We start from the raw sequence: 22,941 nt of genomic DNA on the forward strand, positions 1-22,941 counted from the left end.
CCCTATGGCATTGCCTCTCTGATGATGGGGGCATGTCTGGTTGGGGACCGTAGCTCAATTGGTTAGAGCCGACCGCTCATAACGGTCTGGTTGGGGGTTCAAGTCCCTCCGGTCCTACCACTCTTTTCCTTTCCACTCGATCATCTCGTGCTTATTCGACCACGCGCTGCTTGACGCGGATGCCGCTGGTGATGCCTGAGGAGGGGTAGAGGATGATCTGGTCGCCTTCGTTGAGGCCATCAAGGATCTGGGCCTTGAGACCATTGTCCTTGCCGACCGTGACGTTGGTCTTCTCGGCGCGTCCATCAACGACCTTGAAGACGGCCCAGTCTTGGCCATCCCTGAAGAGGGCGTTCGAGGGGATGAGCAGGATGTCGTTTTGCTGCCAGATGATGATCTTGACCTCGACCCGGTAGCCATGGCCGAGCTTGCTTCTGCTGGCCTCTGATCCCGTGAACTGGATGATGGCATTGACGCGCTGTTCTTCGACACCAAGGGACGAATATTTCTCGTAGCCCCAAGGGTCTATGCGCTCCACTTTTCCTTCCAATTGGTCGCTGCCGCCCCATTGTTCGATCAGGACGCGATCACCGGGGCTGATCTGCACCGCGTCGCTCGAGAGCAGATCCACCTCGACTTCCAGATCATTGTCGATGTTGCCGATTTCCATGATCTTGCTACCGGCGGGCAGGGTGGTTTCGCTTTGCTGGAGGATGCGGAGGATGCGCCCTGTCGTCGGCGCGCGCAGCGGGATCGCCTTTTCTTCGAACTTGGCGGACGCAAGGTCGGAGCCGTCAAAGCTGATCAGGCGGGCGCGGGCGTTGGCAAGCTCGGCTTCGCGGACGGCGATGGCGGCTTCGGCATTGTCCTTCATGGCGCTTGCGCTTCTGACGCTTTTGCGTTTGAGCTCAAGGGTGGCAGTGCTGGCTGTGCCCTGTTCGGAGAGGGCCTCTGTTCGCTTCCACTCGCTGCGCGCATAGTCCAGATCGCCGATGGCTTTGTTGAGGTCGGCGCGGGCTACTCTCAGGGCTGCCTCGGCGGCGGTGACGGCGGCGCGGGCCTGTTCGCGGGTTCGGATATCAAGAGCAGACGGGTTGGTCGGGCGCATCCGGGCGACAATTGTTTCGTTCTTGATGACCGCGTCGCCGGGGTCTGCTTCGACACGCATCAGCCGCCCGGCAACCGGCGTTGAGACAACATAGGCATCGCGAACCCGGGTCTTGCCCTCTTCGTCGATGGTCACCATCATTGAGCCACGGGTCACCTGACCGATGTCAACCATGGTCGGTCGCGGCCAGAAGGCATAGGCCAAAGCCCCGACAGTTAAAAGAGCGGCGAGAATGGTGAAGGCGGAGCGGGATTTCTTCTTGGCCATGATGTTTTTCCCCAGTGATGCAAACTGAGACTATTCCCTGATTTTGAGGGCGGAGACGAGATCCGCCCGGTCGATGTCACGTTTTACCAGCCAGCCTGACAGGAAGGCTGCGATCAACACGGCGAGCGCTGCGGTGCCATAGCTTGCCGGGGAGAAGATGGTCGGGATCTGATAAAGATCCGTGCTGAAACCTTCGGCGATACTGTAATTGAGATAATAACCCATCAGGCTGCCAAGCGGCAGGGCTGCGAGAGTGATGACCGCCAATTCGCCCAAAAGAACGAAGGCGGCCTCGGAACGGGTGAAACCCATTACCCTGAGGCTGGCAAGATCTCTCAAACGTTCCGCATAGGCGATGCGGGCGGCGTTATAGACAATGCCGAAGGTGATGATCGCTGCGATGGCGACCATGACAAACCGCATTGAGCCGGCGCCTGTGTTCATCATTTTCTGCAAGGCTGCTCGAGCGTCGGATTTAAGGCTGACCCCAGCCACATTGGGGCGATCTTTCAGCGCTTTGAAAATCTGGTCCGCTTGATTGCTGTCGATGCGCAGATAGGCGGTTGAAATCCGCAAAGGCTCCTTGAGCACTTTGTTGAGGGCATCGATGCGCATATAGGCGGGTGAACCAAGCAGGCTTTCAGCGAAATTGGCGACCGGGATTTTCAGGATCGGGCGGCGGCCCTCAAGGATCTCGACGGTCAGCATCTCGCCGGGGGTGATGTCGAGGGTTTTGGCGAGGGCTTTTGACAGCACGATGCCTTGATCCCCGAGCGCGATGGGGGAGAGGTCCTTGGCGATGGCACGCTTGAGGTGGGGGGCATCCGTGAGCCCTTCGATGCTGCCGCGATAGGATCTCAGACCATTGCGCAAGAGGGCTGATACGCTGCGTTCCGGCTCAACCTGCAACACGCCGGGCAGGCTTTGCAGTTCATGAACGGCCTTCTGGCCTAAGGCATGAGTGAAGGTTACGGTGACATCGCTTCGGTCCATGACGGAGAAGGTCAGGTTCATGGTCTTGTCGAAACCGGCGAGGAGCGAAATCATTGAAACCGACAGCGCCATGCCGCAGGCGATGCCAACGAGGGCACCCAGCATCCGCCCTGGTTGTCGGGTGATGCGGCGCAGAACCATGCGGCTGGGTTGATCAAGCAGGCTTTCAAACAAGGCACCAAACCGGCCCGTGCGGGAATAGTCATCCGGAGCTGGCGGGCGCATGGCGACCGCCGGCGTGAGCGCAAAGACGCTGCGCAGGACAAACAACCCGCCCGCCGACGCGGCAAGGATCGAGATGAGAAAGGCTGTCACGAAGGAGGCCGGATCCAGCTCGAAGACGAGAATGGGAAATTTGTAATAGGTGAGATAAAGGCTCATCATGCCGCGGCCCAGCGCTATGCCGCTCAGACAGCCGGCGACAGCGCCGCCGATGGCGATCACCAGCACGAACTTGAAATAATGTAGGCCCACCTCCCAATTGGTGTAGCCGAAGGCTTTGATGAGGCCGATCTGCTCACGCTCGGACTGCACCATGCGGGAGATCACGATGTTGAGCAGGAATGCGGCGACCGCCAGAAAGATGGGCGGTACGACGCGGGACGAGCCCTCCATGCCGACGATTTCTTCGCTGATGAAGCGGTTGGAGGTCTGATCCTTCAGGCCATAAGCCCCAAGACCGCCATAAGGATCGAGAACCATGTCGACCCGATCAAGGATCTCCTGAAGACTGGTGCGGGGGCCAAGGGACAAAAGCGCTTCGTTGAAGGCACCCTGCATGTCATAGGCGGCGGACAGGGCGGTTTGGCTCATCCAGATGACGCCGAAGCGGCTGTCGTCGGAAATCATTTCGCCCGGCGCGACGCTGTAGAGATATTCCGGAGACTGCGCCAGACCAACGATGCGGAAGGTGCGCTTGGCGCCATTCATGGTGGCTGAAAGAGCGTCGCCGGGGGTGAGGTTATGGGCTCGGGCAAAGCTGTTGAGCAGAATGATTTCGTCAGGCTTGTCGTGGCTGATCTGGCGTCCGTCGGTTAGATGAATGGCATTGAGGCGTGGCTCACCAAGATCGGGCAGGGAAACGGCGGTGGCCCTTAAGGGCAATTCCAGGCTTGGCAGGCTGATGAGAGCGGACCCTGTCACCCGGCCCTCTGCGGCCGTGACTCCGGGCAGGTCTGCCAGATCGCGGATGACATGGAGCGGAGCGCGTTTGACCGGGGCAAAGACATGCGCCAGCCGGTTGCGTTCATAATAGGCCCGCCGGGTTTCACTGAGCGAGGTCACAACGCCGGACATCATAACGAGCAGCATCACCCCGGTCGCAATCACCGAAGCGATAGCGATGGCTTGGCCCTTCATGCGCCACAGATCACGCAGCAGCTTGCGGTCGAGCGGAGACATCATGGATCATCAGCCTCCTACCATTCGATCTCATCGGGTGAAAGAGGGGCGGCGTTTGTTTCGACTTCCCGGATCTGGCCATCGGCAAAATGGATCACCCGGTCGGCCATTAAGGCCGTGCTGGCGGCATGGGTGACGATGAGGACGGTCGCCCCCAGTTTCTCGTTCACGTCCTTCAAGACCTTCAGGATGACCCGGCCTGTCGAGCTGTCGAGCGCGCCTGTCGGCTCGTCGCAAAAGAGCACGTTGGGCTGTTTGGCAATGGCGCGGGCGATGGCCACCCTTTGCTGCTCACCGCCGGACATCTGGGCCGGGAAGTGGTGGGACCGTTCCTTGAGGCCCACAAGAGCGAGGGCTTCTTGTGCATCGAGGGGATCATCGGCAATTTCGGTGACGAGCTGGACATTTTCCAACGCCGTCAGGCTTGGCATAAGATTGTAGAACTGGAAGACAAAGCCGACATGATCGCGGCGATAGAGGGTGAGCTTGTCGTCCGAGAGGTCTGAGAGGCTCATGTCCCTGAAGTAGACTTCGCCTTCGCTGGCGCGATCAAGGCCGCCAATGATGTTGAGCAGGGTGGACTTACCGCTGCCCGATGGGCCGAGAAGGACGACGATCTCTCCTTGAGGGATTTCCAGATCGACCCCTCTGAGCGCGTGGACGGCTGCGTTTCCCTCTCCATAGGTCTTGGTCAGGCCTTTGGTGCGGAAGGCGAAGGAGGGCGTATCCTGCTTCATGGCCGAAGTCCTTTGACATCGCTTGCGAACACGGTTGCGTGCTGCTCCGAATATAGGCCTTTTGCGTGCCGACTTCCAGTCGCGCAAGTTAGTCGAGTGTCTTGCGGAAGCGCAAAAGGGCGAGGATTGCCACAAGGACCGTGAAGACGACGAGGGCGATCAGCGGGGACTGGACTGCTTGCAGATCTGCGCCCTTGAGCATGATGCCTCTGACCAGCCTCAGAAAATAGGTCAACGGGAAGATGCTGCCGAGCATCTGGGCCCAGTCCGGCATGCCCTTGAAGGGAAACATGAAGCCCGATAGCATCAGCGAGGGAAGAAAGAAGAAGAAGCTCATCTGCATGGCTTGCATCTGGCTGCGGGCGATGGTGGAGATGGTGTAGCCAATCAGCACCAATGAGGCGATGAAGATCATGATGCCAAGGAGCAACAGCGGCAGGGAGCCAACAAAGGGGACATGAAAGACCGCCCTGGCCGCAACCAGAATGACCACCACCTGCACCCCGCCAATGCCTAGATAGGGCAGGATCTTGCCCAGCATGATCTCGAAGGGTGTGGCGGGCATGGCAAGCAGGTTTTCCATTGTCCCGCGCTCGACCTCCCGCGTCAGGGCCATGGCCGTCATCATCACCATGACAAGCTGCAGGATGACGCCGAGCAGGCCCGGCACGATATTATATTGGGTGATGCCTTCGGGGTTGTAGCGTCGGTGAACCACGATATCGAGGCCCGAATTGTTGCTCTCAACCTTGCCCAGCTTACGCAGGAAAGCCTGATTGGCGACAGTTTTCAGGGTCGAGACCGCGCCTGACGAGGCGGACGGGTCAGTGGCATCCGCCTCGATCAGGATTTGCGGGTTGTCGCCCTTGAGGACCCGCTTGGAAAAGTCGGACGGGATGGTGACGATGAAGGTGACCTTGCCCTTCTGCATCAATTGATCGGCTTCTTCTACCGTCGAGACCAGATAGTCGAAGCGGTAATAATTGGTAACCTCAAGGGCGCTGACCATGGCGCGGGTGAATTGATCCTGAGAGGTGGTCACGAGCGCAGCGGGCAGGCGCTTGGGATCGGTGTTGATGGCAAAGCCGAACAGGGCGAGCTGAACCAGCGGGATGCCGATCATCATGGCAAAGGTGATGCGGTCGCGCATCATCTGGGTGATTTCCTTGGCCAGCAGGGCGTAGAGGCGAGTGGAGGAGAAAAAGCGATTGAGGGTCACGCCATGCTCCTGCTGTTGCCATTGTCCATATTGTCGGTCGACTGGGCCATATACTGGATGAAAACATCCTCCAGTGTCGTCTCTCCGGGTTCGAAGCGGATGTCAAAATCACTCGCCACCTTGCGCACGGCTTTTTCCAAAAGCGCCTTGTCGTGACCAACCACATGCAGATTGTTCCCAAAGGGGGCGATCTGGTCGACGCCCTCCATTGTCTGAAGCTGGCCGGAGGCAAGGGGCGCTTCTTTGCCGGTGAGGATGAAGGTGTGCAGGCCGGCTTGTTGCACGACCTCTTCAACCGTGCCGGAGGTCAAAAGCGTGCCGTAGGCGATATAGTTGATGCGGTGGCAGCGTTCGGCCTCGTCCATATAGTGGGTGGAGACCATCACCGTCATGCCGTCCGCGGCGAGTTGGTGGATTTCATCCCAAAATTCCCGGCGCGCCTTTGGATCGACGCCTGCGGTCGGCTCGTCGAGCAGCAGAAGCTTGGGCTTGTGCATGATACAGGCTGCGAGGGCGAGGCGCTGCTTCCAGCCGCCTGACAGAAGTCCGGCCAACTGGCTTTTGCGAGACGTCAGCCCAAGATTTTCAAGCGTGTCGCGGACAAAGTCGCGCGCTGGCGAAAGGCCATAGAGGCGGGCAACGAAATAGAGATTTTCCTCGATGGTCAGATCGGTATAGAGCGAGAATTTCTGCGTCATGTAGCCGACCTGACGCTTGATGTGCAATTGCTCGCGGCGCAAGTCGTGGCCGAGCACCGTGCCTTCGCCTTCATCCGGGGTCAGCAAGCCGCACATGACGCGGATCGTTGTTGTCTTGCCCGAGCCGTTGGGGCCGAGGAAACCGGAAATCTCGCCCTGATCGACGGTCAGGGAGACATTGTTGACAACGGTTTTGTCGCCAAAACGCTTGACGAGATTTTTAACGTCAATCGCCTTCATCGGGTCTCTCCGCCGGTTCCGGTGTCAAGACGAACCGAGACAATCTGGCCGGGCTTGAGGGCGCTGTCCTTGCCCAGCTTGGCTTCGATCAGGTAAACCAGCTTTTGGCGGTTCTCGAGGGAATAGATCACCGGCGGGGTGAACTCCGGTCCATCGGAGATGTAATTGACCGTCGCACTGAGATCGCCCGTGCAACTGTCGCATTCGACGCTCAGGCGACTGCCCAGCTTGATGGTGGCAATATCCTTTTCGGGAATGTAGAGACGCAGCTTCGCACCGCCATCCGGCAAGATCGATAAAACGGGGGCTGAGGGACCCGCGACTTCGCCCATATCGCGGATGACATCGACGACAATTCCGGGTTGGCTGGCTTTCAGGGTGCGTTTGGTGAGGCGCCATTCTGCCGATTCAAGGGCCGCTTCAGCCTGTTTGACGGAGGCGGTGGCTGCTGCGATTTCATCCTTGCGGGCGGGAAGTCTGGTATAGGCGAGATCGGCCTGCAATTCCTCCACCTTGGCTTTTGCCACATCATAGCTGGTTCGGGCCGATTCCAGTTTGCTTTCCGAAACAGTGCCTTTGGCGGCCAGTTTCTGCTGGCGCTCCATGTCGCGTTTGGCCTCCTTGGCGCTTGCGTCGGCTGCTGCGATGGAGGCCTTGATGGTCGCAATCTTTTCCGGTCGTGCTCCCTGTTCGAGATCGGCGAGTTTGCTTTTTGCCTGCGCCAGCGCGGCTTCGGACTGGGCGACTGTGATTTCTGCATCGCGCCGCTCAAGGATGGCAAGGGGCTGGTCATCGCTGACACGGTCGCCGCGTTTGACCGGGATGGCCGCGATCTGCGCTGTCTCGATGGGGGCAACCAGAACATAGTCACCTTCGACGTAGCCCGTGGCCAAGGGTTCGGGCGGTAGGCAGCCACTCATGAGCATGGACACAAGCGGGATGGAACAGAGGAAGCTCATTGTGTGGTCCTATGGCTGGATGTGGTTCGATAAGCGGCGATGAGTGCGCGAATGTTGGTCTGAAGGACGCGGAGGATCTGTTCGGTTTCGTCTGTGTCGTAGTCGGCCCAGCCAAGATGACGGACAACCACCGGTTGGCCGATGCGGAAATAGGCGATCTGGGCAATAACCGAGAAGATCCGGATCTTGTTTTCATTTGATTGAGCCTCCTCAGGATCAATGTCTATCGCTTTGGCCCAGAGGGTGGAAACATGGTCGAAGACGGGACCGAAGAACCTCTGATACATATGCTCAAAGACTTCCGTTTGCTCATAAAGTTCGCGAAACAGGAAACGGACCATAGTCTGGGCTTTGTTGAGGCTGAGCAACATGTTGGCCTGACGCAGCATGAAAAGCTCGAACTCGGTCTCTGCGTTTTGAGCGATCCGGGGCGTTGCGATCTGGTCCGGTGCTTTGCGCTGGGCTAGCATGTGGCTGACGATTGTCTCCGCGCAAGCCATGCGCAAACCGGCCTTGCCGCCAAAATGATAAGTGATGGAGGCGATGTTTGTACCAGCCGCTGAAGCGATCTCGCGTGTTGATGCCGCGGCATATCCCTTGTCGCCGAACAACTCGAAAGCGGCGTCGATAAGCGCTGTTCTGGTAGCCTCTGATCGTGTTTGTCGTGCCATGATGCTGAACCGTTTCTCGTCTTTATTGCGTGATCACGCTATCACGTGAGGTAAATTAAATCAATCGATTGATTTAATTTATGGAGAGATGAGGTGAAAGCCCCGAGCGTCATGGGGATGCGTGTTTGATCCTGACGGATAAGCTGTTGTAAGGTCGCGCCGAATCCAATCTCGCAAAATGACCTTGAAGGACCACACCAAGATGGAAAAGCCTCGCTCAGCCACCATGGAAAGCAGCAAGCCGCTTCGGTTTCGTGTTGCGCAAAAAACGGATGCCGCACTGATCCATCACATGGTGTCGGAGCTGTCTGCCTTTTTGGGTGACACGGAAAAGCATGTGGCTCGTGCCGAAGACTATGCGGAGCACGGGTTTGGCGACGTGCCTGCGTTTGAGGCAGTGATCGCCGAACTGGATGGGGAGGCTGTCGGCATGTGTCTTTACTTCAACAGCTTTTCAACATGGCAAGGCAAGCCGGGCTTTTATGTTCAGGATCTCTATGTGTCGAACAAGGCGCGCGGGCTGGGGTTGGGACGCAAGCTCATTGAGCAGGTCGCGGCCATAGGCAGGGACCGCGGCTGTTGCTATCTCAGACTGTCGGTCGACGCGGCCAATCTGTCGGCACAGGGCTTTTATGAGGCTTGCGGGTTCCAATGGTCCGAGAGCGAGAAGATCTTTGCGGTCAAGGGTGACGCGTTTCGTGTTCTCAGTGGCGGCAGTTCCGGAGGGCAGGAGGCATGAGCATCAGCCTGTTTGATGAACTCAAAGGCTCCGGCGGCTGGCTGGCAGGACTGTCTGACCAGCAATCGCGGTTGGAGCAGTTGGAGAGTTGGCTTTGTGAAGAAGAAGCGCAGGCGCGTATTTTGCCCGAACGCGGGCAGCGTCTGCGGGCGCTCACCCAGACACCGCCCGATGCGGTCAAGGTGGTGATAACCGGTCAGGATCCCTATCCGGGTGTCGAGGGGGACATGCCGCACGCCATGGGGCTTTCCTTTTCTGTGCCGCGCGGTATCAAGCCGCCCCGTTCGCTCGTCAATATCTATAAGGAACTGTCCGCCGATTGCGGTCTGGTTCCTCCTTCGCACGGCGATCTTTCGGGCTGGGCGGCGCAAGGGGTTTTGATGCTCAACAGCACACTCACCCTCCGGCAGGGGCTGGCAGCCTCCCATGCCAAGAAAGGCTGGGAAGCTTTTACGGCGGCGATTCTGGATCGGGTGAACAGGCAAGATGCGCCGGCGGTGTTTCTTGCCTGGGGGCGTCACAGCCACAAGCTGGTTGAGGGGATCAACGAAGAAAAGCACTGCGTGATCCGCACATCCCATCCAAGCCCGCTTGGTGCCCGTAAGGCCGGAAAAGGATTTGACGCCTTTCTTGGCTCGGGTTGCTTCTCGCGTGCCAATGCATTTCTTGAGGCGCGTGGCCGTGGCAAAATCGACTGGTCAAGATTTTGAAACCATGTCCGGGATTGGGGCGTGGGATTCATGTGCAAACTTGCGGACCATATGAATTATTTACATTTTAATAAGACTTTACGCTCCAAAATGAGGTGATCGTTCTGGTTGCGGTTTCTGGCTCTCGGGCAACTCTGGGGGGAGAGGGGAAGCCAGCACTCGGCTGTTCTAAAGTTGCCGTGTCTTTTCAGGCGCGGTCTTTTTGGTTTAGTTGGCAACGGAAGGCTGATCATATTGGGGGGACGAGCAGCAACATGGATCAATCCTTTTACGAGAAGATTCTCGACGCCATGACTGATGGTGTCTATTTCGTCAATCGCAAGCGCCAAATCCTTTACTGGAACAAGGCAGCCGAAGAGCTGAGTGGCTATAAAGCGGATGAGGTTCTGGGTAAATGTTGCGCGGAAAACACGCTGCAACATGTCGATGACGCGGGCACTCACCTCTGTTTCAAGGGGTGTCCCCTGTCTGCGAGCATGAGGGATGGCGAGCCGCGTGAAACCCATGTCTATATGCATCACAAGAGCGGTTTTCGCATGCCGGTGCATATTCGCTCCTTTCCCACACACGATGAAAATGGGCGGGTGACTGGTGCGGTTGAGATTTTCAAGGATGATCGGCAGCATCGCGCCATGATCTCCGAGGTTGAAACGCTGCGGCAGGAAGTGCTTACAGACCCCCTGACCGGTATTGGCAACCGGCGCTATGCGGATATCACCCTTGAAAGCTATGAAGCCGGTCTTGTGGCCAGAGGCATTCCGTTTGGTGTGATCATTGTCGACGTCGATAATTTCAAATCCATCAATGATACCTGGGGCCACAAACTTGGGGACCGAGTGATCAAAACCGTGGCCCAGACCCTGTTGTCTGCTCTACGCCCACGCGATATCGCCTGTCGTTGGGGGGGCGATGAATATGTGATCCTAATCCCCGAGGCGACCAAGGAGGGGGTGAGTGTCATCGGCCGGCGCCTGCTGCATCTGATCAAGGAATCATGGATCGAACTGGAGACTGAGGCGGTTACCTTTTCAGCCTCGATAGGCGGGGCTCTGGCGCAGCCTGGAGATACGGTGGCGTTTGTCATGGAGCAGGCGGACCAGCAGCTCTATCGTTGCAAGGAAGACGGCAGGAACTGTTTCTATTTCAATGGCTCCAAATATGACCTCAACCCGAGGATTGTGCTGACTGCTTGCTGATGACAATCGCAGCCGGGCTTTTCAGGTAGAACTGTCCTGCGGCGAATTGTCTTGCGTATCCATCGTCCATGCTGTATGTAGGCCTTTCTTGCCCGTGCGTGGACGATAGTCTTGATATCAGCGAGCAAGTATTCTTGCTAACAATCTTGATGATTGTTGCCGGGACGGACCCATCACAGGTCACACCCCATAGGCAGCTTTTCTGCGCAAGCTTCCCCCTTTTACGACGAAACGTCATTGCTCGCTGCAAATTTTGCGCGAACAAGCAATGTCATATGGAAGTAACTACTTGAAAAATTTCAATGAACTCGGCCTTGCCGAACCAATTCTTCGTGCCCTCGAATCCAATGGCTATGCCGAACCTACCCCCATTCAGTCACAGGCTATTCCGGTTGCCTTGTCCGGTCAGGACATTGTCGGCATCGCCCAGACGGGAACCGGCAAAACGGCCTCCTTCGTGTTGCCGATCCTTGATCGACTGGCCCGCAATGACAGACGTCCGACACCCAAGGGCTGCGATGCACTGATCATCGCGCCGACACGTGAGCTGGTTGCCCAGATCGCGGACAATATCCGTAAATACAGCAAGAACATGCGTGTTTCCGTGACCGTCGTGGTCGGTGGCGTCAAACCCACCCCTCAGATTCGCAAACTGGCAAGCGGGAGCCATATCGTTGTTGCCACACCGGGCCGCTTGCTCGACCATGTCTCCAACGGGCATCTGAACCTGACACAGACCCATTGCGTGGTACTGGATGAAGCCGATCACATGCTCGATCTGGGCTTCATTCCCGATATCCGCCGGATCATGAAGCTGCTGCCGAAGAAGCGTCAGACATCCTTGCTGTCCGCTACCATGCCGCCGCAGATTCGTGCGCTGGCAAAAGATTTCCAGACCGATCCGGTCGAGGTTTCTGTTGGCGCCGCGTCGCGCCCGATTGAGCGGATCGCTCAGAGCGTTCACCTCATGTCCCGCGCGTCGAAAGCGCGCTCGTTGACGCGCCTCCTCTCTGGTGGCGAAGTGGATCGTGCGATTGTCTTCACCCGCACCAAGCGGGGCGCTGACCGTGTGAGCCAGACCTTGCAGAAGGCTGGTCTGTCGGCCACCGCCATTCATGGCAACAAGAGTCAGGGCCAGCGGGTTCGGGCGCTGGCGAGCTTCAAGACCGGCGAAACCACGATCATGGTTGCCACGGACATTGCCGCGCGCGGTATCGATATCGATGATGTTTCGCATGTGGTCAATTATGAGCTGCCGGAAGTGCCAGAAGCCTATGTTCACAGGATCGGCCGTACCGCCCGCGCTGGACGCGAAGGCGTGGCGATCTCTCTGTGTGATCCATCCGAGGCAAAGCTCCTGCGCGATATCGAACGCCTGATCGGCAACAAACTGCCAAGCGAGATGGACGATAGCTATTCATCCGTTGATGCGAGCGCTGCCGAAGCATCACCAAGAGCGCGCCGTAAGCCGTCCGGTCAAGGTGCACCGCGTGCCTCATCGCATCGCAAAGGCCAGAATGACGATGGCAAGAGAGCCCAGACCGCCAAGCGCAGGGGTGGCAATGGCGGCCGGTCTTGGTCTCCGCTTGAAGATCGCGCGACCGGCAATGGTCAGGATGATCAGCGAGCACAGGGCAAGCGCGAGCAGAGCCGGCCAGCTCAGGGCAAACCAGCTCAGGACAGGCACGCACAGGGTAAAGCGGATCAGGGTAAAAAGAATGGTCGTCGCTACGGCAAGCCCTCCGGTGCACCCGGCCAATCTCAAGGCAACAACAGGGGACGCCGTGGGCGTCCGGCTGGTGAAGCTGCCTACATGTAAGGCCTGATGGTCTCTAGTTTTCTCAAGGTTTGAAGGCGGCCAATGGCCGTCTTCTTTTTATTGGGGGATTGAATCCCCTCGCTCAGCCCATTAAAACGGGGCAACTTTCCCTTTGATTCACTGAATGGTAGCGATTAATGGCTCGACAATTCATCTATCACATGCACGGCCTGTCCAAGACCTATAGCGGTGGCAAGAAGGTGCTGGACAATATCCATCTTTCTTTCTACCCCGATGCCAAGATTGGTATCCTCGGGCCCAACGGCGCGGGTAAGTCGACGATCCTGCGGATTATGGCTGGTCTCGACAATGAATTCACTGGCGAAGCTTGGGCGGCGGACGGGGCCAAGATCGGCTATCTGCCACAGGAACCGGTGCTGGATGAAAGCAAGGATGTGCTCGGTAACGTGATGGAAGGGGTTGCGGAAAAGCAGGCCATTCTCGACCGTTACAACGAGCTGATGATGAACTATTCCGACGAGACCGCGGAAGAGGGCGCCAAGCTTCAGGACATCATCGACAGCCAGAACCTGTGGGATCTGGACTCTGTGGTCGAGATGGCCATGGACGCCTTGCGCTGTCCTCCTTCTGATGCCGACGTGTCGGTCTTGTCTGGTGGCGAGAAACGCCGCGTGGCGCTCTGCAAACTGCTGCTGGCCGAGCCGGATCTTCTGCTGCTCGACGAACCGACCAACCATCTTGACGCCGAGACCGTGAACTGGCTCGAAAAGCACCTGCGCGAATTCAAGGGTTCCGTGCTGATCATCACCCATGATCGCTACTTCCTTGATAATGTCACCGGCTGGATTCTCGAGCTCGACCGTGGCTCGGGTATTCCGTACGAAGGCAACTATACGGCCTACCTTGAGAAGAAAGCCAAGCGTTTGGCTCAGGAAGGCCGCGAGGAAGCAGCTCGCCAGCGTGCCCTGTCGCGCGAACAGGAATGGATTGCCGCCAGCCCGAAAGCGCGTCAGGCCAAATCCAAGGCTCGTATCAAGGCCTATGACGAGTTGCTCAAGCGCAACGAAGAGCGGGCTCCGGGCTCGGCCCAGATCATCATTCCGCCGGGAGAGCGTCTTGGTGATGTGGTGATTGAAGCCGAAGGTCTCAAAAAGGGCTTCGGTGATCGTCTGCTGGTCGATGGTCTTGATTTCAAACTGCCGCCGGGCGGCATTGTTGGTGTGATCGGCCCGAACGGTGTCGGCAAAACCACCCTGTTCAAGATGCTGACCGGAAAGGAGGAGCCTGATGAGGGATCCTTGCGTCTGGGTGAAACCGTGCATCTGGGCTATGTGGATCAGTCCCGCGATGCGCTCGATGCTGACAAGACTGTCTGGGAAGAGATTTCCGGCGGCGATGACATCATCAAGCTTGGCAAGCGCGAGATGAACAGCCGCGCCTATTGCTCCGCCTTCAACTTCAAGGGTGGCGATCAGCAGCAGAAAGTGGGCTCCCTGTCAGGTGGTCAGCGGAACCGGGTGCATCTGGCGAAGGTTCTGAAATCCGGTGCCAACGTGCTGCTGCTCGATGAGCCGACCAACGATTTGGACACTGAAACTCTTGCCGCGCTTGAAGATGCGCTTGAGGATTTCGCCGGTTGCGCCGTGGTCATCAGCCATGATCGTATGTTCCTTGACCGTCTGGCAACGCACATGATGGCCTTTGAAGGCGACAGTCACGTGGAATGGTTTGAAGGCAACTTTGAGGATTACGAAGCGGACAAGGTTCGCCGTCTTGGTCCGGATGCGGTCAATCCCAAGCGTGTCAAATACAAGCCCTTCACGCGCTGATCATTCAGATCTTGCTGAAATCTGTGACCCCGGACGAGCCATCGTCCGGGGTTTTCTTATGGGATTGGGTTTATGAGTTTGGCTGCATGAGGCTGATGGTCGAGGGATGGGTTACACAACCTTTCAAGCAAACCCATATGATGCGATACTGCTAGTCATAGGGGACGCGCCCTCTGACGCGATTGCACCACGCTTGTGTGTGCGCCAACGATGAGAGGATTGAGCCATGAGCTGGAACCCAACCCTTGATCACGATCTGTCTGGAGCCAATGACCCGGACCTGATCGAAACCCTGATCATTCCGCGCGCGCGGGATCTGGCTGGCTTTGAAGTCCGTCGCGCCCTGCCGTCGATGAAGCGGCAGATGGTTGGCCCCTTCATTTTCTTTGATCAGGTGGGGCCTGCGGAGTTCATCACGGAAGGTGGGATCGATATCCAGCCTCATCCCCATATCGGCCTTGGCACGGTTACCTATCTTTATCAGGGCGAGTTCGAGCATCGCGATAGCATCGGTACGCGCCAGATGATCTACCCCGGCGAGGTCAACTGGATGCTGGCTGGCGAAGGCGTGACGCATTCGGAACGGACCAGCGCTGAAACGCGGCGCAAGACACCGCACAGTCTTTTCGGGGTTCAGACCTGGGTGGCGTTGCCTGAGGACCGTGAGGACATGGCTCCGACTTTTGAGCATCATGCCAAGAAAGCCTTGCCTGAGCTCAACGACAATGGCGCATTTGCGCGGCTCATTCTTGGCAACGCGTGGGGCGAAGCCTCGCCGGTAACGATGCACAGCGAAATCTTCTATGCCGACGTGACGCTAGAGCCGCATGCATCCTTTCCCATGCCGGATGGTCATGAAGATCGCGGGCTCTATGTCACGCAAGGAAGCATCGAAGTGGCGGGTCAGACTTTTGAGGCGGGCCACATGATGGTCTTTCGCCCCGGTGATCGTATCGCCGTGCGCGCTGGCGCTCGGGGGGCACGCGTCATGGCTCTTGGGGGAGAGACCCTCAACGGGCCACGATATATCTGGTGGAACTTCGTCTCCTCCTCGGTGGACAAGATCGAGGAGGCCAAGGAAGCCTGGAAAGCGGCTAATTTCAAATCGGGACTGTTTCGGCTGCCGGCAGGGGACGCGGAGGAGTTCATTCCGATCACTCCGGAAATGGATCGCATGAAGATCAAGCGCTAGAGCGTGTCGACAATCATCGCTCGGAGCGGGTCTTGATGCTGAACATCTCCGCGGCTGTCATGGTTCTTTGGCCTGTCCTATTTGGCCGTTTCAGCAAGCAATGAACTTATGGTTATCTGTTGGTTAGGCTTTTCCGTCAGATTTTAACGTGTCGAACCAGCCTGCGTTTGCGTCGGGGATGGAATCCGTATGCGGAAAATAGGGCTTCAGGTCCAACAGGGGTGTTCCATCAAGACAATCCAGATGTCTGACAAGAAGCCCGTCCTCTGTAACTTCCAGTAGATCCGCCACTGAGAGCGAGATCGGGTTGGGTCTGTTGGGTGACCGCAAGGCAAACGTGCCATGAATGGCATCGGCGAATTTGGGGCGTTGCTGGATCAGCGTCCGGTCCGCTTCGTGCATCCAATATAAAACAATGACATGGGAACAGGTTTCAAGGGATTTGAGGCCCGGAATAAAGTCAGGCTTCAGTCTGATGCGCGCCACTTCGTCCGTTTTCCGGCCGTGGCGGGGGCATTGATCGCGGGTTTTGAACGGCGTTTCGATCCGTCCAATAAAGCTGATCCACGCGTCATGGTTGAGGCTGTTGTGGTTCAGTTCGATTTCTCCGGGGCGTTTGTTCATGGGATTTTGGCCTTTGGTATTGCATGCGGATGGATAGCGCAATGCTAGCAGAGTCGTTCAAATTTTCATCAAATTTGCCGCAGTTTATCATCAAATTCCCGCTGGCGATTTAGGCGATTTTACACATGCACCTGTTAGCTTGTTTCGGAACTGCCTTTGCGACTCCATCGTCAGGGCCGAGATTTTTTACGGGGAAGTAACATGCAAGCTGCCAACCCAAAAACAGAACTGGTTGACTGGAAAGTTCTGAGCGGCCAGGGCGATCGGGGCAGAAGCGACGAGCTTATGCGCCACGTAGCTACGTTGTTTTCGCTGACAGCGGACCATTGCACACAAGAGCAGATTGATACCTATGACACTGTCATGCAGCGTCTGGCCGATCTCGTGGGGGTTGAAACCCGGTCCTTTGCTGCCAAGAAAATCTGTCGCTTGAGCAATGCGCCGCATGAGATTATTCGGCGCTTCGCTTTTGACCTGATCAGCGTGGCTGATCCGGTGCTGCGCAATTCACCGGTTCTGACTGATATCGACCTTGTGGAAGTCAGTGATGAGAAGGGTGAAGAGCATATGGTATCCATCAGTATGCGCAAATCGCTCAGCGTACTGGTGACCGATGTTCTGATCAGATCGAAAAAAGGGTCTGTGCTGATCAAGCTGGCTGCAAACAGCGATGCCGAATTCTCGGAGTTGGGCATGAGCGCCCTGAAGTCAGCCGCTGCCAATGATCAGATGCTGGCTCACGAACTGGTTCAGCGCGGGCAGTCAGGTGGCGACGGCCGCAACCATGAGGCTCCAAAACAGATTGTCCCGCAGGGCAGTGTGAGTTTGCCGGAGCTGTGGCAGAAGATCGAGCCGAATGTCTCTCAGTCGATGTATGATCTGTCGCGGCATTCCTATCTGGGTCGATACAAATTCGAGAATTCTCTCTGGAAGGCGGAGCGCTTCAACAAGCAAGGTCTGCTCGACAAGGGTATCCTGCGGCAGTTTGCCTGCAATGATCAGTTTGCGGACCTTGTCTGCGGCATTGCACTGGTCAGTGGTTTCCCACACGAGATTGTGGCGCGGATGATGTCTTCGGTGCAGTGGAACCAGATCCTGAGCCTGTTTAAGTTGCTCGGCTTCTCCGACCGCCTCGTAAAGGATATTCTGGAATGCGGCCCGTGGCTGCTGTGTTTGTCCAAGAACCAGTGTAGCGCTGTCATCAGGCAATATGTGTCGCTAACCGTTGAAGAGGCGAGAAGTCAGGCGCTTTTGTGGTCGCGAGACGGATTACTTCTTGACTGATCCGGCAGCAGGTGGCCAAACTGTTGATGCTGGACGGGAATTTCTGATATCGTCTGCAATCAGACAGGCTCCTTTGGGAGCCCGTCTTTGATCATTTGGCTGGTGCCATGGGTGCACCTATTTTAACAGACCCACGTGTGAAGACCCGCCGGCAAGGTGATAAGCTGCCTTCAGCCAATTTGCCGGTTGGACCCATCGGGCGAGTTGTGCAATAAGGTTGCAACGGGAAAATGATGGGGAACGGTCGATGCACGTAACCGCCTTTCGAATTTTTGTCAGAGATCTTGCTGCCGCACGTGAGTTTTATGCCAATTCTCTCGAGTGGCCCATGGTCTGGGATCGCTCGGAACAGGGAGCTGTCGGATTCGAGCCTGGCATGTTGGTGATCATCGAGGAAGAGGATGCCAGAGGTCCACAGGCATCATTGATCGGTCGCTTTACCGGCCTGTCGCTTGTCGTTGATGATTTGCCCGAGCTCTACAAGGTTCTCAAGGCTCGGGGTGTGCCATTCGTGGCGCCGCCTGAGCGGCAATTCTGGGGCGGTTATCTCGCCCATCTCATCGATCCGTCGGGCAATATTGTCAGTCTCGTGGAGTGATGGCCCTCTCAACATTGTGACGTAAAAAAGCGGACCCCGGTTGAGGTCCGCTTTTTCGTTGTGTTTATCAAACAGCTGTGTGGCGATCAGGCTTCAATGCCGTTGCGGTCGTCGTAATTCTGGACGATTTCACGGATCGTATCGGCAACGTTCGGTGCGATGTCGCCTCGCTCCATGCCGAAGGCCACGTTGGCCATCAGGAAGCCGGATTTGGACCCGCAGTCAAAGGTCTGACCCGTGAATTTCACGCCCGAGAAGTCCTGATCGTTCTTCAACTGGATCATGGCATCGGTCAACTGGATCTCGTTGCCGGCACCCGGGGGCTGTGAGGCCAGATACTTGAAGATTTCAGGCTGCAGAATGTAGCGGCCTGACAGAATGAGATTCGACGGGGCGTGGCCCTGAGCCGGTTTCTCGATCATGCCGAGAATTTCATAGTCCGTCTCACGCACTTCGCCGGTCTGAACGACGCCGTATTTGTGGGTGTCCTTTTCGGGCACTTCCTCGAGTGCAACAATGTTGCCGCCACGTTGTTGGTAGACTTCCATCATCTGGGAGAGGCAGCCGCGAGGGGCCTTCATGATCATGTCGGGAAGCAGAAGTGCAAAGGGTTCGTCGCCAACCAGTTCCTGAGCGCACAGAACGGCATGCCCGAGGCCCATTGGCTGCTGCTGCCGGGTAAAGCTGGTGTGACCGGCTTTGGGCATGTCGCGGCGCAATATGCCGAGCGTGTCCAGTTTGCCGCGTTGCTCCAGTGTATGCTCCAGCTCGACCTGAATGTCGAAATGGTCTTCGATGACACCTTTGTTGCGGCCTGTAACGAAGATGAAATGCTCGACACCTGCGGCTTTGGCTTCATCAACAACATATTGAATCACCGGTCTATCGACGATGGTCAGCATTTCCTTGGGCATTGCCTTGGTTGCTGGCAGAAAGCGCGTGCCGAGACCCGCCACTGGAAAGACGGCTTTACGAATTGGTTTTACCATATTTTAGTTACTCCAGGCCTTTTAAAAAGTCGTACGCTGTTATAAACGCCCCGCGAGGCGGATGGTTCCAATCAAAAGCAAATTATTTTCACTAAGGAAAACTCCCATTTCTTGGTAAACGGTTTACTATCTTTACCATATTTGTATGGCATGACTGGGAACGGGTGCTTCGTCACTTTTTAGCGAGAAGGACATGTCTATGCAGGTAAATCTCGGAAATATATATCACTTTTCAGGTCGGGTTGTAAAAGCTGTTTCACTTTGTCTTATGGTTCTCTTCGGCTCGAGCCTGTCGGCTGCCAGCCAGAGCTCTGCGGGATTTGAAAAGTGGATCAGGGATTTCTGGCCCACGGCCCGATCTTCGGGGATCTCCGCAAGCACATACAATGCAGCATTTGCGGGCGTTGAGCTCGATATGTCAATTGTCAAACGGGCCAACAATCAACCCGAGTTTGTGAAGCCGATCTGGTCTTATCTCGATAGCGCCGTCAGTGAGGCCCGGATCAAGAACGGGCGCAAGATGAAGCGTGAGCACGCTCGGTTGCTGGCAAGACTCGAACAGCGTTTTGGCGTTGATCGCCATATCCTGCTGGCGATCTGGGGCATGGAAAGCGCCTATGGGGCGATCTTCAAGAATACCGCTCTCATCAAGCCGACCATCCAGTCGCTTGCCACGCTGGCCTATGCAGACAAGCAACGATCAAAATTCGGCCGGCAACAGCTTCTGGCGGCTTTGAAGATTTTGCAGAATGGGGACGTCAAACCCTCCGACATGATGGGATCCTGGGCCGGTGCGATGGGGCATACCCAATTCATTCCGACCACCTATCTGACCAAGGCGGTTGATTTTGACGGTGATGGACGCCGTGATATCTGGCGCTCGGTGCCGGATGCGCTTGCCTCCAGTGCCAACCTTCTGGAATCGGCAGGCTGGGAGACCGGAAAAACCTGGGGCTATGAGGTCAAGCTGCCCAAGACCTTCCGCTTTGAACTTGCGGATGGCAAGCAGGCCATGACCCTCGCCCAGTGGGAGGCGCTTGGTGCGAAACGGGCAAAGGGACAGGCCTATCCCCGTCCCGACGACAAAGCACGGCTTATCCTGCCGGCAGGCTATAGCGGACCGGCCTTTCTGATCCTCAAAAATTTCGCCATGATCAAGCGATATAATAATGCTGATTCATATGCACTGGCCGTTGGCCATCTGGCCGACCGCATTCGTGGCGGTGGTCCGTTTGCGGGCAGTTGGCCTCGTTCTGACAGGGTTTTGACGCGCTCTGAACGCAAAGAGTTGCAGACAATCCTCAACCGGCTGGGGTATGATACGGGCGGAATTGACGGGCGTTTGGGCTCCAAATCCCGGGCCGCAATCCGGCATTGGCAAAAGCGCAATGGACATGTGCCTGACGGGTTTGCCAGCGGTAAATTGCTGAAAGCGCTTAAATAAAGGCGGCTAGGTCTCATGCGGGCTAGAGAATGACAGCCCGAATGGTTCGAGGAATATCGGTGTTTATGGGTTTGGATCGAAAAGACAGACCGGGTGTGAGAGCAAAGGCCATCGTGGCGGTTGTTCTCATTCCCTTTGTCTCATCCGTGGCGTTTGGGGCCATCGATGAAGCGCGTGCCGCATCAATTGTGGAGATGGCTTCTCAAGATCGCTCTGTTGCTGCTGCGCCTGATGATGGGCGTATTGTTGTTGCGCTGTCCTTTTTCGAGCGGCTGTTCAATCGCAAGAGCCGTGACAAATCCAAGGAGAAGGAGAAGGATAGCAACGCGTCCAAGACCCGTAAGCCAGCCGCGCCCCGCGTGCCGGTGATTCAGACCGTGAAGAAAGATCCCGATGCTGCAGTGATCGCAGTGTTCGGCGATGAATTCTCAATGGATCTGGCCTGGGGGCTCAAGGATGCTTTTGCCAAAACGCCGGATGTTCGCGTCGACATTCATTCGGTTGCCAACAGCGGGCTGATCTATCGTGCCAGTCGCAATCCGCTTGAAGATCCGGAAAAGGTGTTCGAGAAATCACCCTACACCTTTGCCGTTGTCATGGTGGGACTTGGTGATCGTGTGAAAACCCGCGAAGTGCGCAATAAAGAGGGAGACGTTGTGTTTCCCTCCTATGAATTCAAATCCGAAGGCTGGCTTCGCTCCTATGAGCGCGAGATAGATCGCTTGCGTCTGGCATTTGCAGAGCACGACAAACCGCTTTTCTGGGTCGGACTGCCGCCAGTGGGCAACAAGGATTTGAGTGCCAACCTTCTCTATCTCAATGATTTTGTCTCCAGCAAGCTGACTGAGCGCGGTGAGACCTTCATCGATATCTGGCCTGCTTTCTCCAATGAGGAGGGGGGATTTACCTTCCGTGGGCCCGACCTTACCGGACAGGAGAAGCGGTTGCGCCAGAAAAACGCGATCCGCTTCAACAAGGCGGGGCGCCGGAAGCTGGCATTCTTTGTTGAAAAACTCGTTATACGGGCCCTTTCCCAGTCGGTGGCCGAAGATGTGCTGCCAGAAAATCTGACGGCGGCTGACGAGACGGCACTCAAGGAGGGCCGTGGTGCGCAACGGGACATCTTTGTCCTTCGCAAACCGCCTCTTGACGCGGATGCCCTCGTTAATCCCGATGTTGCAACCGTTTCCAGCGCAATGCCGGCGACCGAGGCTCAGCAGGTGATCTCGCCAGGGCGCGTGCCGCAGTTGCGCGTTGATGATTTTTCATGGTCGGGGCGTTGAGGATATAGCCCCCTCATTATAGCTGTGCCTTGGGCGTTTGATGACGGCCTGATCATTGCGATGCAGGACGGATAGGGATACAAGCAGGTGGGACAAGTTTTGTCCGAACAATTGCTGTATCCAACTGCCGTGGAGCCAAACCCTTGTCACAGCGATCTTCCTTGCCGCCACAGGCTGGCATCCATCCGGATTTTGATTTTCTTCATGCCTTGGCCGATGTCGCGCGAGACGTCGTCATGCCGCTCTTCCGTTCGCCCATACAGGTCGATAACAAGGAGGAGGGCGGGTTCGACCCGGTGACCGATGCGGATCGCGAAGCCGAATTGCAGATGCGGCGGCACATTCATGAGCGCTTTCCCGATGATGGTATTCTGGGGGAGGAATTCGAAGCCGAACAACTGGATGCGAGCGGGCGCTGGATTCTTGATCCGATCGACGGGACGCGGGCGTTCATTTCGGGGTTGCCAACCTGGGGCACGCTTATCGGGTATTTTCATGAAGATGGCACGAAGCTTGGCATGATGAGCCAGCCTTTCACGGGGGAACGTTTCGTCGGTGATGGAACTCGCAGCCTTTACATGGGCCCCGATGGGGAGCGGACGCTCCGCGTGCGGGAGTGCTCGGGACTGGCACAGGCAACGCTGTTTACGACGACACCGGCCCTGTTCAACGAGGCAGAAATGCCTGCCTATCTTGCGGTAGAGAATGCGGTGCAATTGGCCCGGTATGGGGTCGATTGCTATGCTTATTGCATGGTTGCTCTGGGGATGGCGGATCTGGTTGTGGAAGCCGCGCTCAAACCGGTCGATATTGCGCCGCTGGTGCCTGTGATCGAAGGGGCTGGAGGCATCGTGACCAACTGGCGCGGCGGCTCCCCGCTTGAGGGCGGGCAGGTTATCGCTGCGGGTAATGCCAAGGTGCATGCAGAAGCGCTGGCGCTTCTGTCTCACGCTGCTGTTTGACGCCACTCTTCTAGCGAG

General features: G+C 56.9%; 20 protein-coding genes and 1 tRNA gene. 12 read left to right on the forward strand and 9 right to left on the reverse strand.

What is annotated here, in order from left to right; genetic code table 11:
* Positions 1-43 precede the first annotated feature (43 nt).
* Positions 44-120: transfer RNA gene (locus CPH65_RS08925), tRNA-Ile, on the forward strand.
* A 31-nt stretch (positions 121-151) separates the two neighbouring features.
* Here CPH65_RS08925 and CPH65_RS08930 read toward each other — a convergent pair.
* The 7 genes from CPH65_RS08930 to CPH65_RS08960 all read right to left on the reverse strand — a co-directional run bounded on the left by CPH65_RS08930 (position 152) and on the right by CPH65_RS08960 (position 8,293).
* A complete protein-coding gene (locus CPH65_RS08930) occupies positions 152-1,375 on the reverse strand; it encodes an efflux RND transporter periplasmic adaptor subunit (RefSeq protein WP_096173159.1) in 1,224 nt (407 codons plus the stop codon).
* Positions 1,376-1,405: 30 nt separating this feature from the next.
* Positions 1,406-3,772, reverse strand: coding sequence for an ABC transporter permease (locus tag CPH65_RS08935; protein WP_096173160.1), 2,367 nt, complete (start codon positions 3,770-3,772; stop codon positions 1,406-1,408).
* 14 nt (positions 3,773-3,786) lie between these two features.
* The gene (locus CPH65_RS08940; RefSeq protein WP_096173161.1) at positions 3,787-4,506 is read right to left on the reverse strand and encodes an ABC transporter ATP-binding protein; all 720 of its coding nucleotides are present in this window, start codon (positions 4,504-4,506) and stop codon (positions 3,787-3,789) included.
* Between the two features lie 88 nt (positions 4,507-4,594).
* Entirely contained in the window at positions 4,595-5,725 is a 1,131-nt protein-coding gene (locus CPH65_RS08945) for an ABC transporter permease (protein WP_096173162.1), read from the reverse strand.
* Positions 5,722-6,663, reverse strand: coding sequence for an ABC transporter ATP-binding protein (locus tag CPH65_RS08950; protein WP_096173163.1), 942 nt, complete (start codon positions 6,661-6,663; stop codon positions 5,722-5,724). Before CPH65_RS08950 ends, CPH65_RS08945 begins: the two co-directional genes overlap by 4 nt.
* Positions 6,660-7,622 (reverse strand): HlyD family secretion protein, encoded by a 963-nt coding sequence (locus CPH65_RS08955; RefSeq protein ID WP_096173164.1) that lies wholly within the window; start codon positions 7,620-7,622, stop codon positions 6,660-6,662. The genes CPH65_RS08950 and CPH65_RS08955 overlap by 4 nt, the downstream gene beginning before the upstream one ends.
* The gene (locus tag CPH65_RS08960) at positions 7,619-8,293 is read right to left on the reverse strand and encodes a CerR family C-terminal domain-containing protein (protein ID WP_096173165.1); all 675 of its coding nucleotides are present in this window, start codon (positions 8,291-8,293) and stop codon (positions 7,619-7,621) included. The genes CPH65_RS08955 and CPH65_RS08960 overlap by 4 nt, the downstream gene beginning before the upstream one ends.
* Positions 8,294-8,519: 226 nt before the next feature.
* Between CPH65_RS08960 and CPH65_RS08965 the strand changes: the two genes are divergently transcribed.
* From CPH65_RS08965 to CPH65_RS08990, 6 genes are all read left to right on the forward strand, one after another.
* Positions 8,520-9,032, forward strand: coding sequence for a GNAT family N-acetyltransferase (locus tag CPH65_RS08965; RefSeq protein WP_157747580.1), 513 nt, complete (start codon positions 8,520-8,522; stop codon positions 9,030-9,032).
* Positions 9,029-9,742 carry a uracil-DNA glycosylase gene (ung, locus tag CPH65_RS08970; protein WP_096173167.1) on the forward strand — a complete coding sequence of 238 codons (714 nt, stop codon included), beginning with the start codon at positions 9,029-9,031 and terminating at the stop codon, positions 9,740-9,742. The genes CPH65_RS08965 and ung overlap by 4 nt, the downstream gene beginning before the upstream one ends.
* Before the next feature lie 254 nt (positions 9,743-9,996).
* Positions 9,997-10,938, forward strand: a complete 942-nt coding sequence (locus CPH65_RS08975; protein ID WP_096173168.1) for a sensor domain-containing diguanylate cyclase — start codon at positions 9,997-9,999, stop codon at positions 10,936-10,938.
* Between the two features lie 289 nt (positions 10,939-11,227).
* On the forward strand, positions 11,228-12,757 hold the full coding sequence (locus CPH65_RS08980) for a DEAD/DEAH box helicase (protein WP_096173169.1): 1,530 nt from the start codon (positions 11,228-11,230) through the stop codon (positions 12,755-12,757).
* 137 nt (positions 12,758-12,894) lie between these two features.
* Complete coding sequence (gene ettA / locus CPH65_RS08985; RefSeq protein ID WP_096173170.1) at positions 12,895-14,547, forward strand: energy-dependent translational throttle protein EttA; 1,653 nt, start codon at positions 12,895-12,897, stop codon at positions 14,545-14,547.
* A gap of 226 nt (positions 14,548-14,773) precedes the next feature.
* The gene (locus CPH65_RS08990; RefSeq protein ID WP_096173171.1) at positions 14,774-15,739 is read left to right on the forward strand and encodes a pirin family protein; all 966 of its coding nucleotides are present in this window, start codon (positions 14,774-14,776) and stop codon (positions 15,737-15,739) included.
* 123 nt (positions 15,740-15,862) lie between these two features.
* Here the strand turns inward: CPH65_RS08990 and tsaA are convergent, their stop codons facing one another.
* Entirely contained in the window at positions 15,863-16,363 is a 501-nt protein-coding gene (tsaA, locus tag CPH65_RS08995; protein ID WP_096176325.1) for a tRNA (N6-threonylcarbamoyladenosine(37)-N6)-methyltransferase TrmO, read from the reverse strand.
* A gap of 201 nt (positions 16,364-16,564) precedes the next feature.
* Here tsaA and CPH65_RS09000 point away from each other — a divergent pair, with 201 nt between their 5' ends.
* Entirely contained in the window at positions 16,565-17,647 is a 1,083-nt protein-coding gene (locus tag CPH65_RS09000; RefSeq protein ID WP_096173172.1) for a DUF2336 domain-containing protein, read from the forward strand.
* A gap of 247 nt (positions 17,648-17,894) precedes the next feature.
* A complete protein-coding gene (locus tag CPH65_RS09005) occupies positions 17,895-18,245 on the forward strand; it encodes a VOC family protein (protein WP_096173173.1) in 351 nt (116 codons plus the stop codon).
* 86 nt (positions 18,246-18,331) lie between these two features.
* Here the strand turns inward: CPH65_RS09005 and galU are convergent, their stop codons facing one another.
* Positions 18,332-19,234 carry a UTP--glucose-1-phosphate uridylyltransferase GalU gene (galU, locus tag CPH65_RS09010; RefSeq protein ID WP_096173174.1) on the reverse strand — a complete coding sequence of 301 codons (903 nt, stop codon included), beginning with the start codon at positions 19,232-19,234 and terminating at the stop codon, positions 18,332-18,334.
* Between the two features lie 268 nt (positions 19,235-19,502).
* Here galU and CPH65_RS09015 point away from each other — a divergent pair, with 268 nt between their 5' ends.
* From CPH65_RS09015 to hisN, 3 genes are all read left to right on the forward strand, one after another.
* The gene (locus CPH65_RS09015; protein ID WP_172891488.1) at positions 19,503-20,678 is read left to right on the forward strand and encodes a lytic murein transglycosylase; all 1,176 of its coding nucleotides are present in this window, start codon (positions 19,503-19,505) and stop codon (positions 20,676-20,678) included.
* 65 nt (positions 20,679-20,743) lie between these two features.
* Positions 20,744-21,961, forward strand: coding sequence for a DUF459 domain-containing protein (locus CPH65_RS09020; protein ID WP_157747581.1), 1,218 nt, complete (start codon positions 20,744-20,746; stop codon positions 21,959-21,961).
* Positions 21,962-22,104: 143 nt separating this feature from the next.
* Complete coding sequence (gene hisN / locus CPH65_RS09025; protein ID WP_244574578.1) at positions 22,105-22,923, forward strand: histidinol-phosphatase; 819 nt, start codon at positions 22,105-22,107, stop codon at positions 22,921-22,923.
* The last annotated feature ends 18 nt before the right edge of the window (positions 22,924-22,941 follow it).

Origin of the sequence: Cohaesibacter sp. ES.047, assembly GCF_900215505.1 — a bacterium.
In the GTDB taxonomy this organism is placed as follows: Bacteria; Pseudomonadota; Alphaproteobacteria; order Rhizobiales; family Cohaesibacteraceae; genus Cohaesibacter.

What these genes read in the sequence shown, in the direction of transcription:
- CPH65_RS08930 (WP_096173159.1), bottom strand. Translation starts at nt 1,375, where the DNA reads ATGGCCAAGAAGAAATCCCGCTCCGCCTTCACCATTCTCGCCGCTCTT.
- CPH65_RS08935 (WP_096173160.1), bottom strand. Translation starts at nt 3,772, where the DNA reads ATGATGTCTCCGCTCGACCGCAAGCTGCTGCGTGATCTGTGGCGCATG.
- CPH65_RS08940 (WP_096173161.1), bottom strand. Translation starts at nt 4,506, where the DNA reads ATGAAGCAGGATACGCCCTCCTTCGCCTTCCGCACCAAAGGCCTGACC.
- CPH65_RS08950 (WP_096173163.1), bottom strand. Translation starts at nt 6,663, where the DNA reads ATGAAGGCGATTGACGTTAAAAATCTCGTCAAGCGTTTTGGCGACAAA.
- CPH65_RS08955 (WP_096173164.1), bottom strand. Translation starts at nt 7,622, where the DNA reads ATGAGCTTCCTCTGTTCCATCCCGCTTGTGTCCATGCTCATGAGTGGC.
- CPH65_RS08960 (WP_096173165.1), bottom strand. Translation starts at nt 8,293, where the DNA reads ATGGCACGACAAACACGATCAGAGGCTACCAGAACAGCGCTTATCGAC.
- CPH65_RS08965 (WP_157747580.1), top strand. Translation starts at nt 8,520, where the DNA reads ATGGAAAGCAGCAAGCCGCTTCGGTTTCGTGTTGCGCAAAAAACGGAT.
- ung (WP_096173167.1), top strand. Translation starts at nt 9,029, where the DNA reads ATGAGCATCAGCCTGTTTGATGAACTCAAAGGCTCCGGCGGCTGGCTG.
- CPH65_RS08975 (WP_096173168.1), top strand. Translation starts at nt 9,997, where the DNA reads ATGGATCAATCCTTTTACGAGAAGATTCTCGACGCCATGACTGATGGT.
- ettA (WP_096173170.1), top strand. Translation starts at nt 12,895, where the DNA reads ATGGCTCGACAATTCATCTATCACATGCACGGCCTGTCCAAGACCTAT.
- CPH65_RS08990 (WP_096173171.1), top strand. Translation starts at nt 14,774, where the DNA reads ATGAGCTGGAACCCAACCCTTGATCACGATCTGTCTGGAGCCAATGAC.
- tsaA (WP_096176325.1), bottom strand. Translation starts at nt 16,363, where the DNA reads ATGAACAAACGCCCCGGAGAAATCGAACTGAACCACAACAGCCTCAAC.
- CPH65_RS09000 (WP_096173172.1), top strand. Translation starts at nt 16,565, where the DNA reads ATGCAAGCTGCCAACCCAAAAACAGAACTGGTTGACTGGAAAGTTCTG.
- CPH65_RS09005 (WP_096173173.1), top strand. Translation starts at nt 17,895, where the DNA reads ATGCACGTAACCGCCTTTCGAATTTTTGTCAGAGATCTTGCTGCCGCA.
- galU (WP_096173174.1), bottom strand. Translation starts at nt 19,234, where the DNA reads ATGGTAAAACCAATTCGTAAAGCCGTCTTTCCAGTGGCGGGTCTCGGC.
- CPH65_RS09015 (WP_172891488.1), top strand. Translation starts at nt 19,503, where the DNA reads ATGGTTCTCTTCGGCTCGAGCCTGTCGGCTGCCAGCCAGAGCTCTGCG.
- CPH65_RS09020 (WP_157747581.1), top strand. Translation starts at nt 20,744, where the DNA reads ATGGGTTTGGATCGAAAAGACAGACCGGGTGTGAGAGCAAAGGCCATC.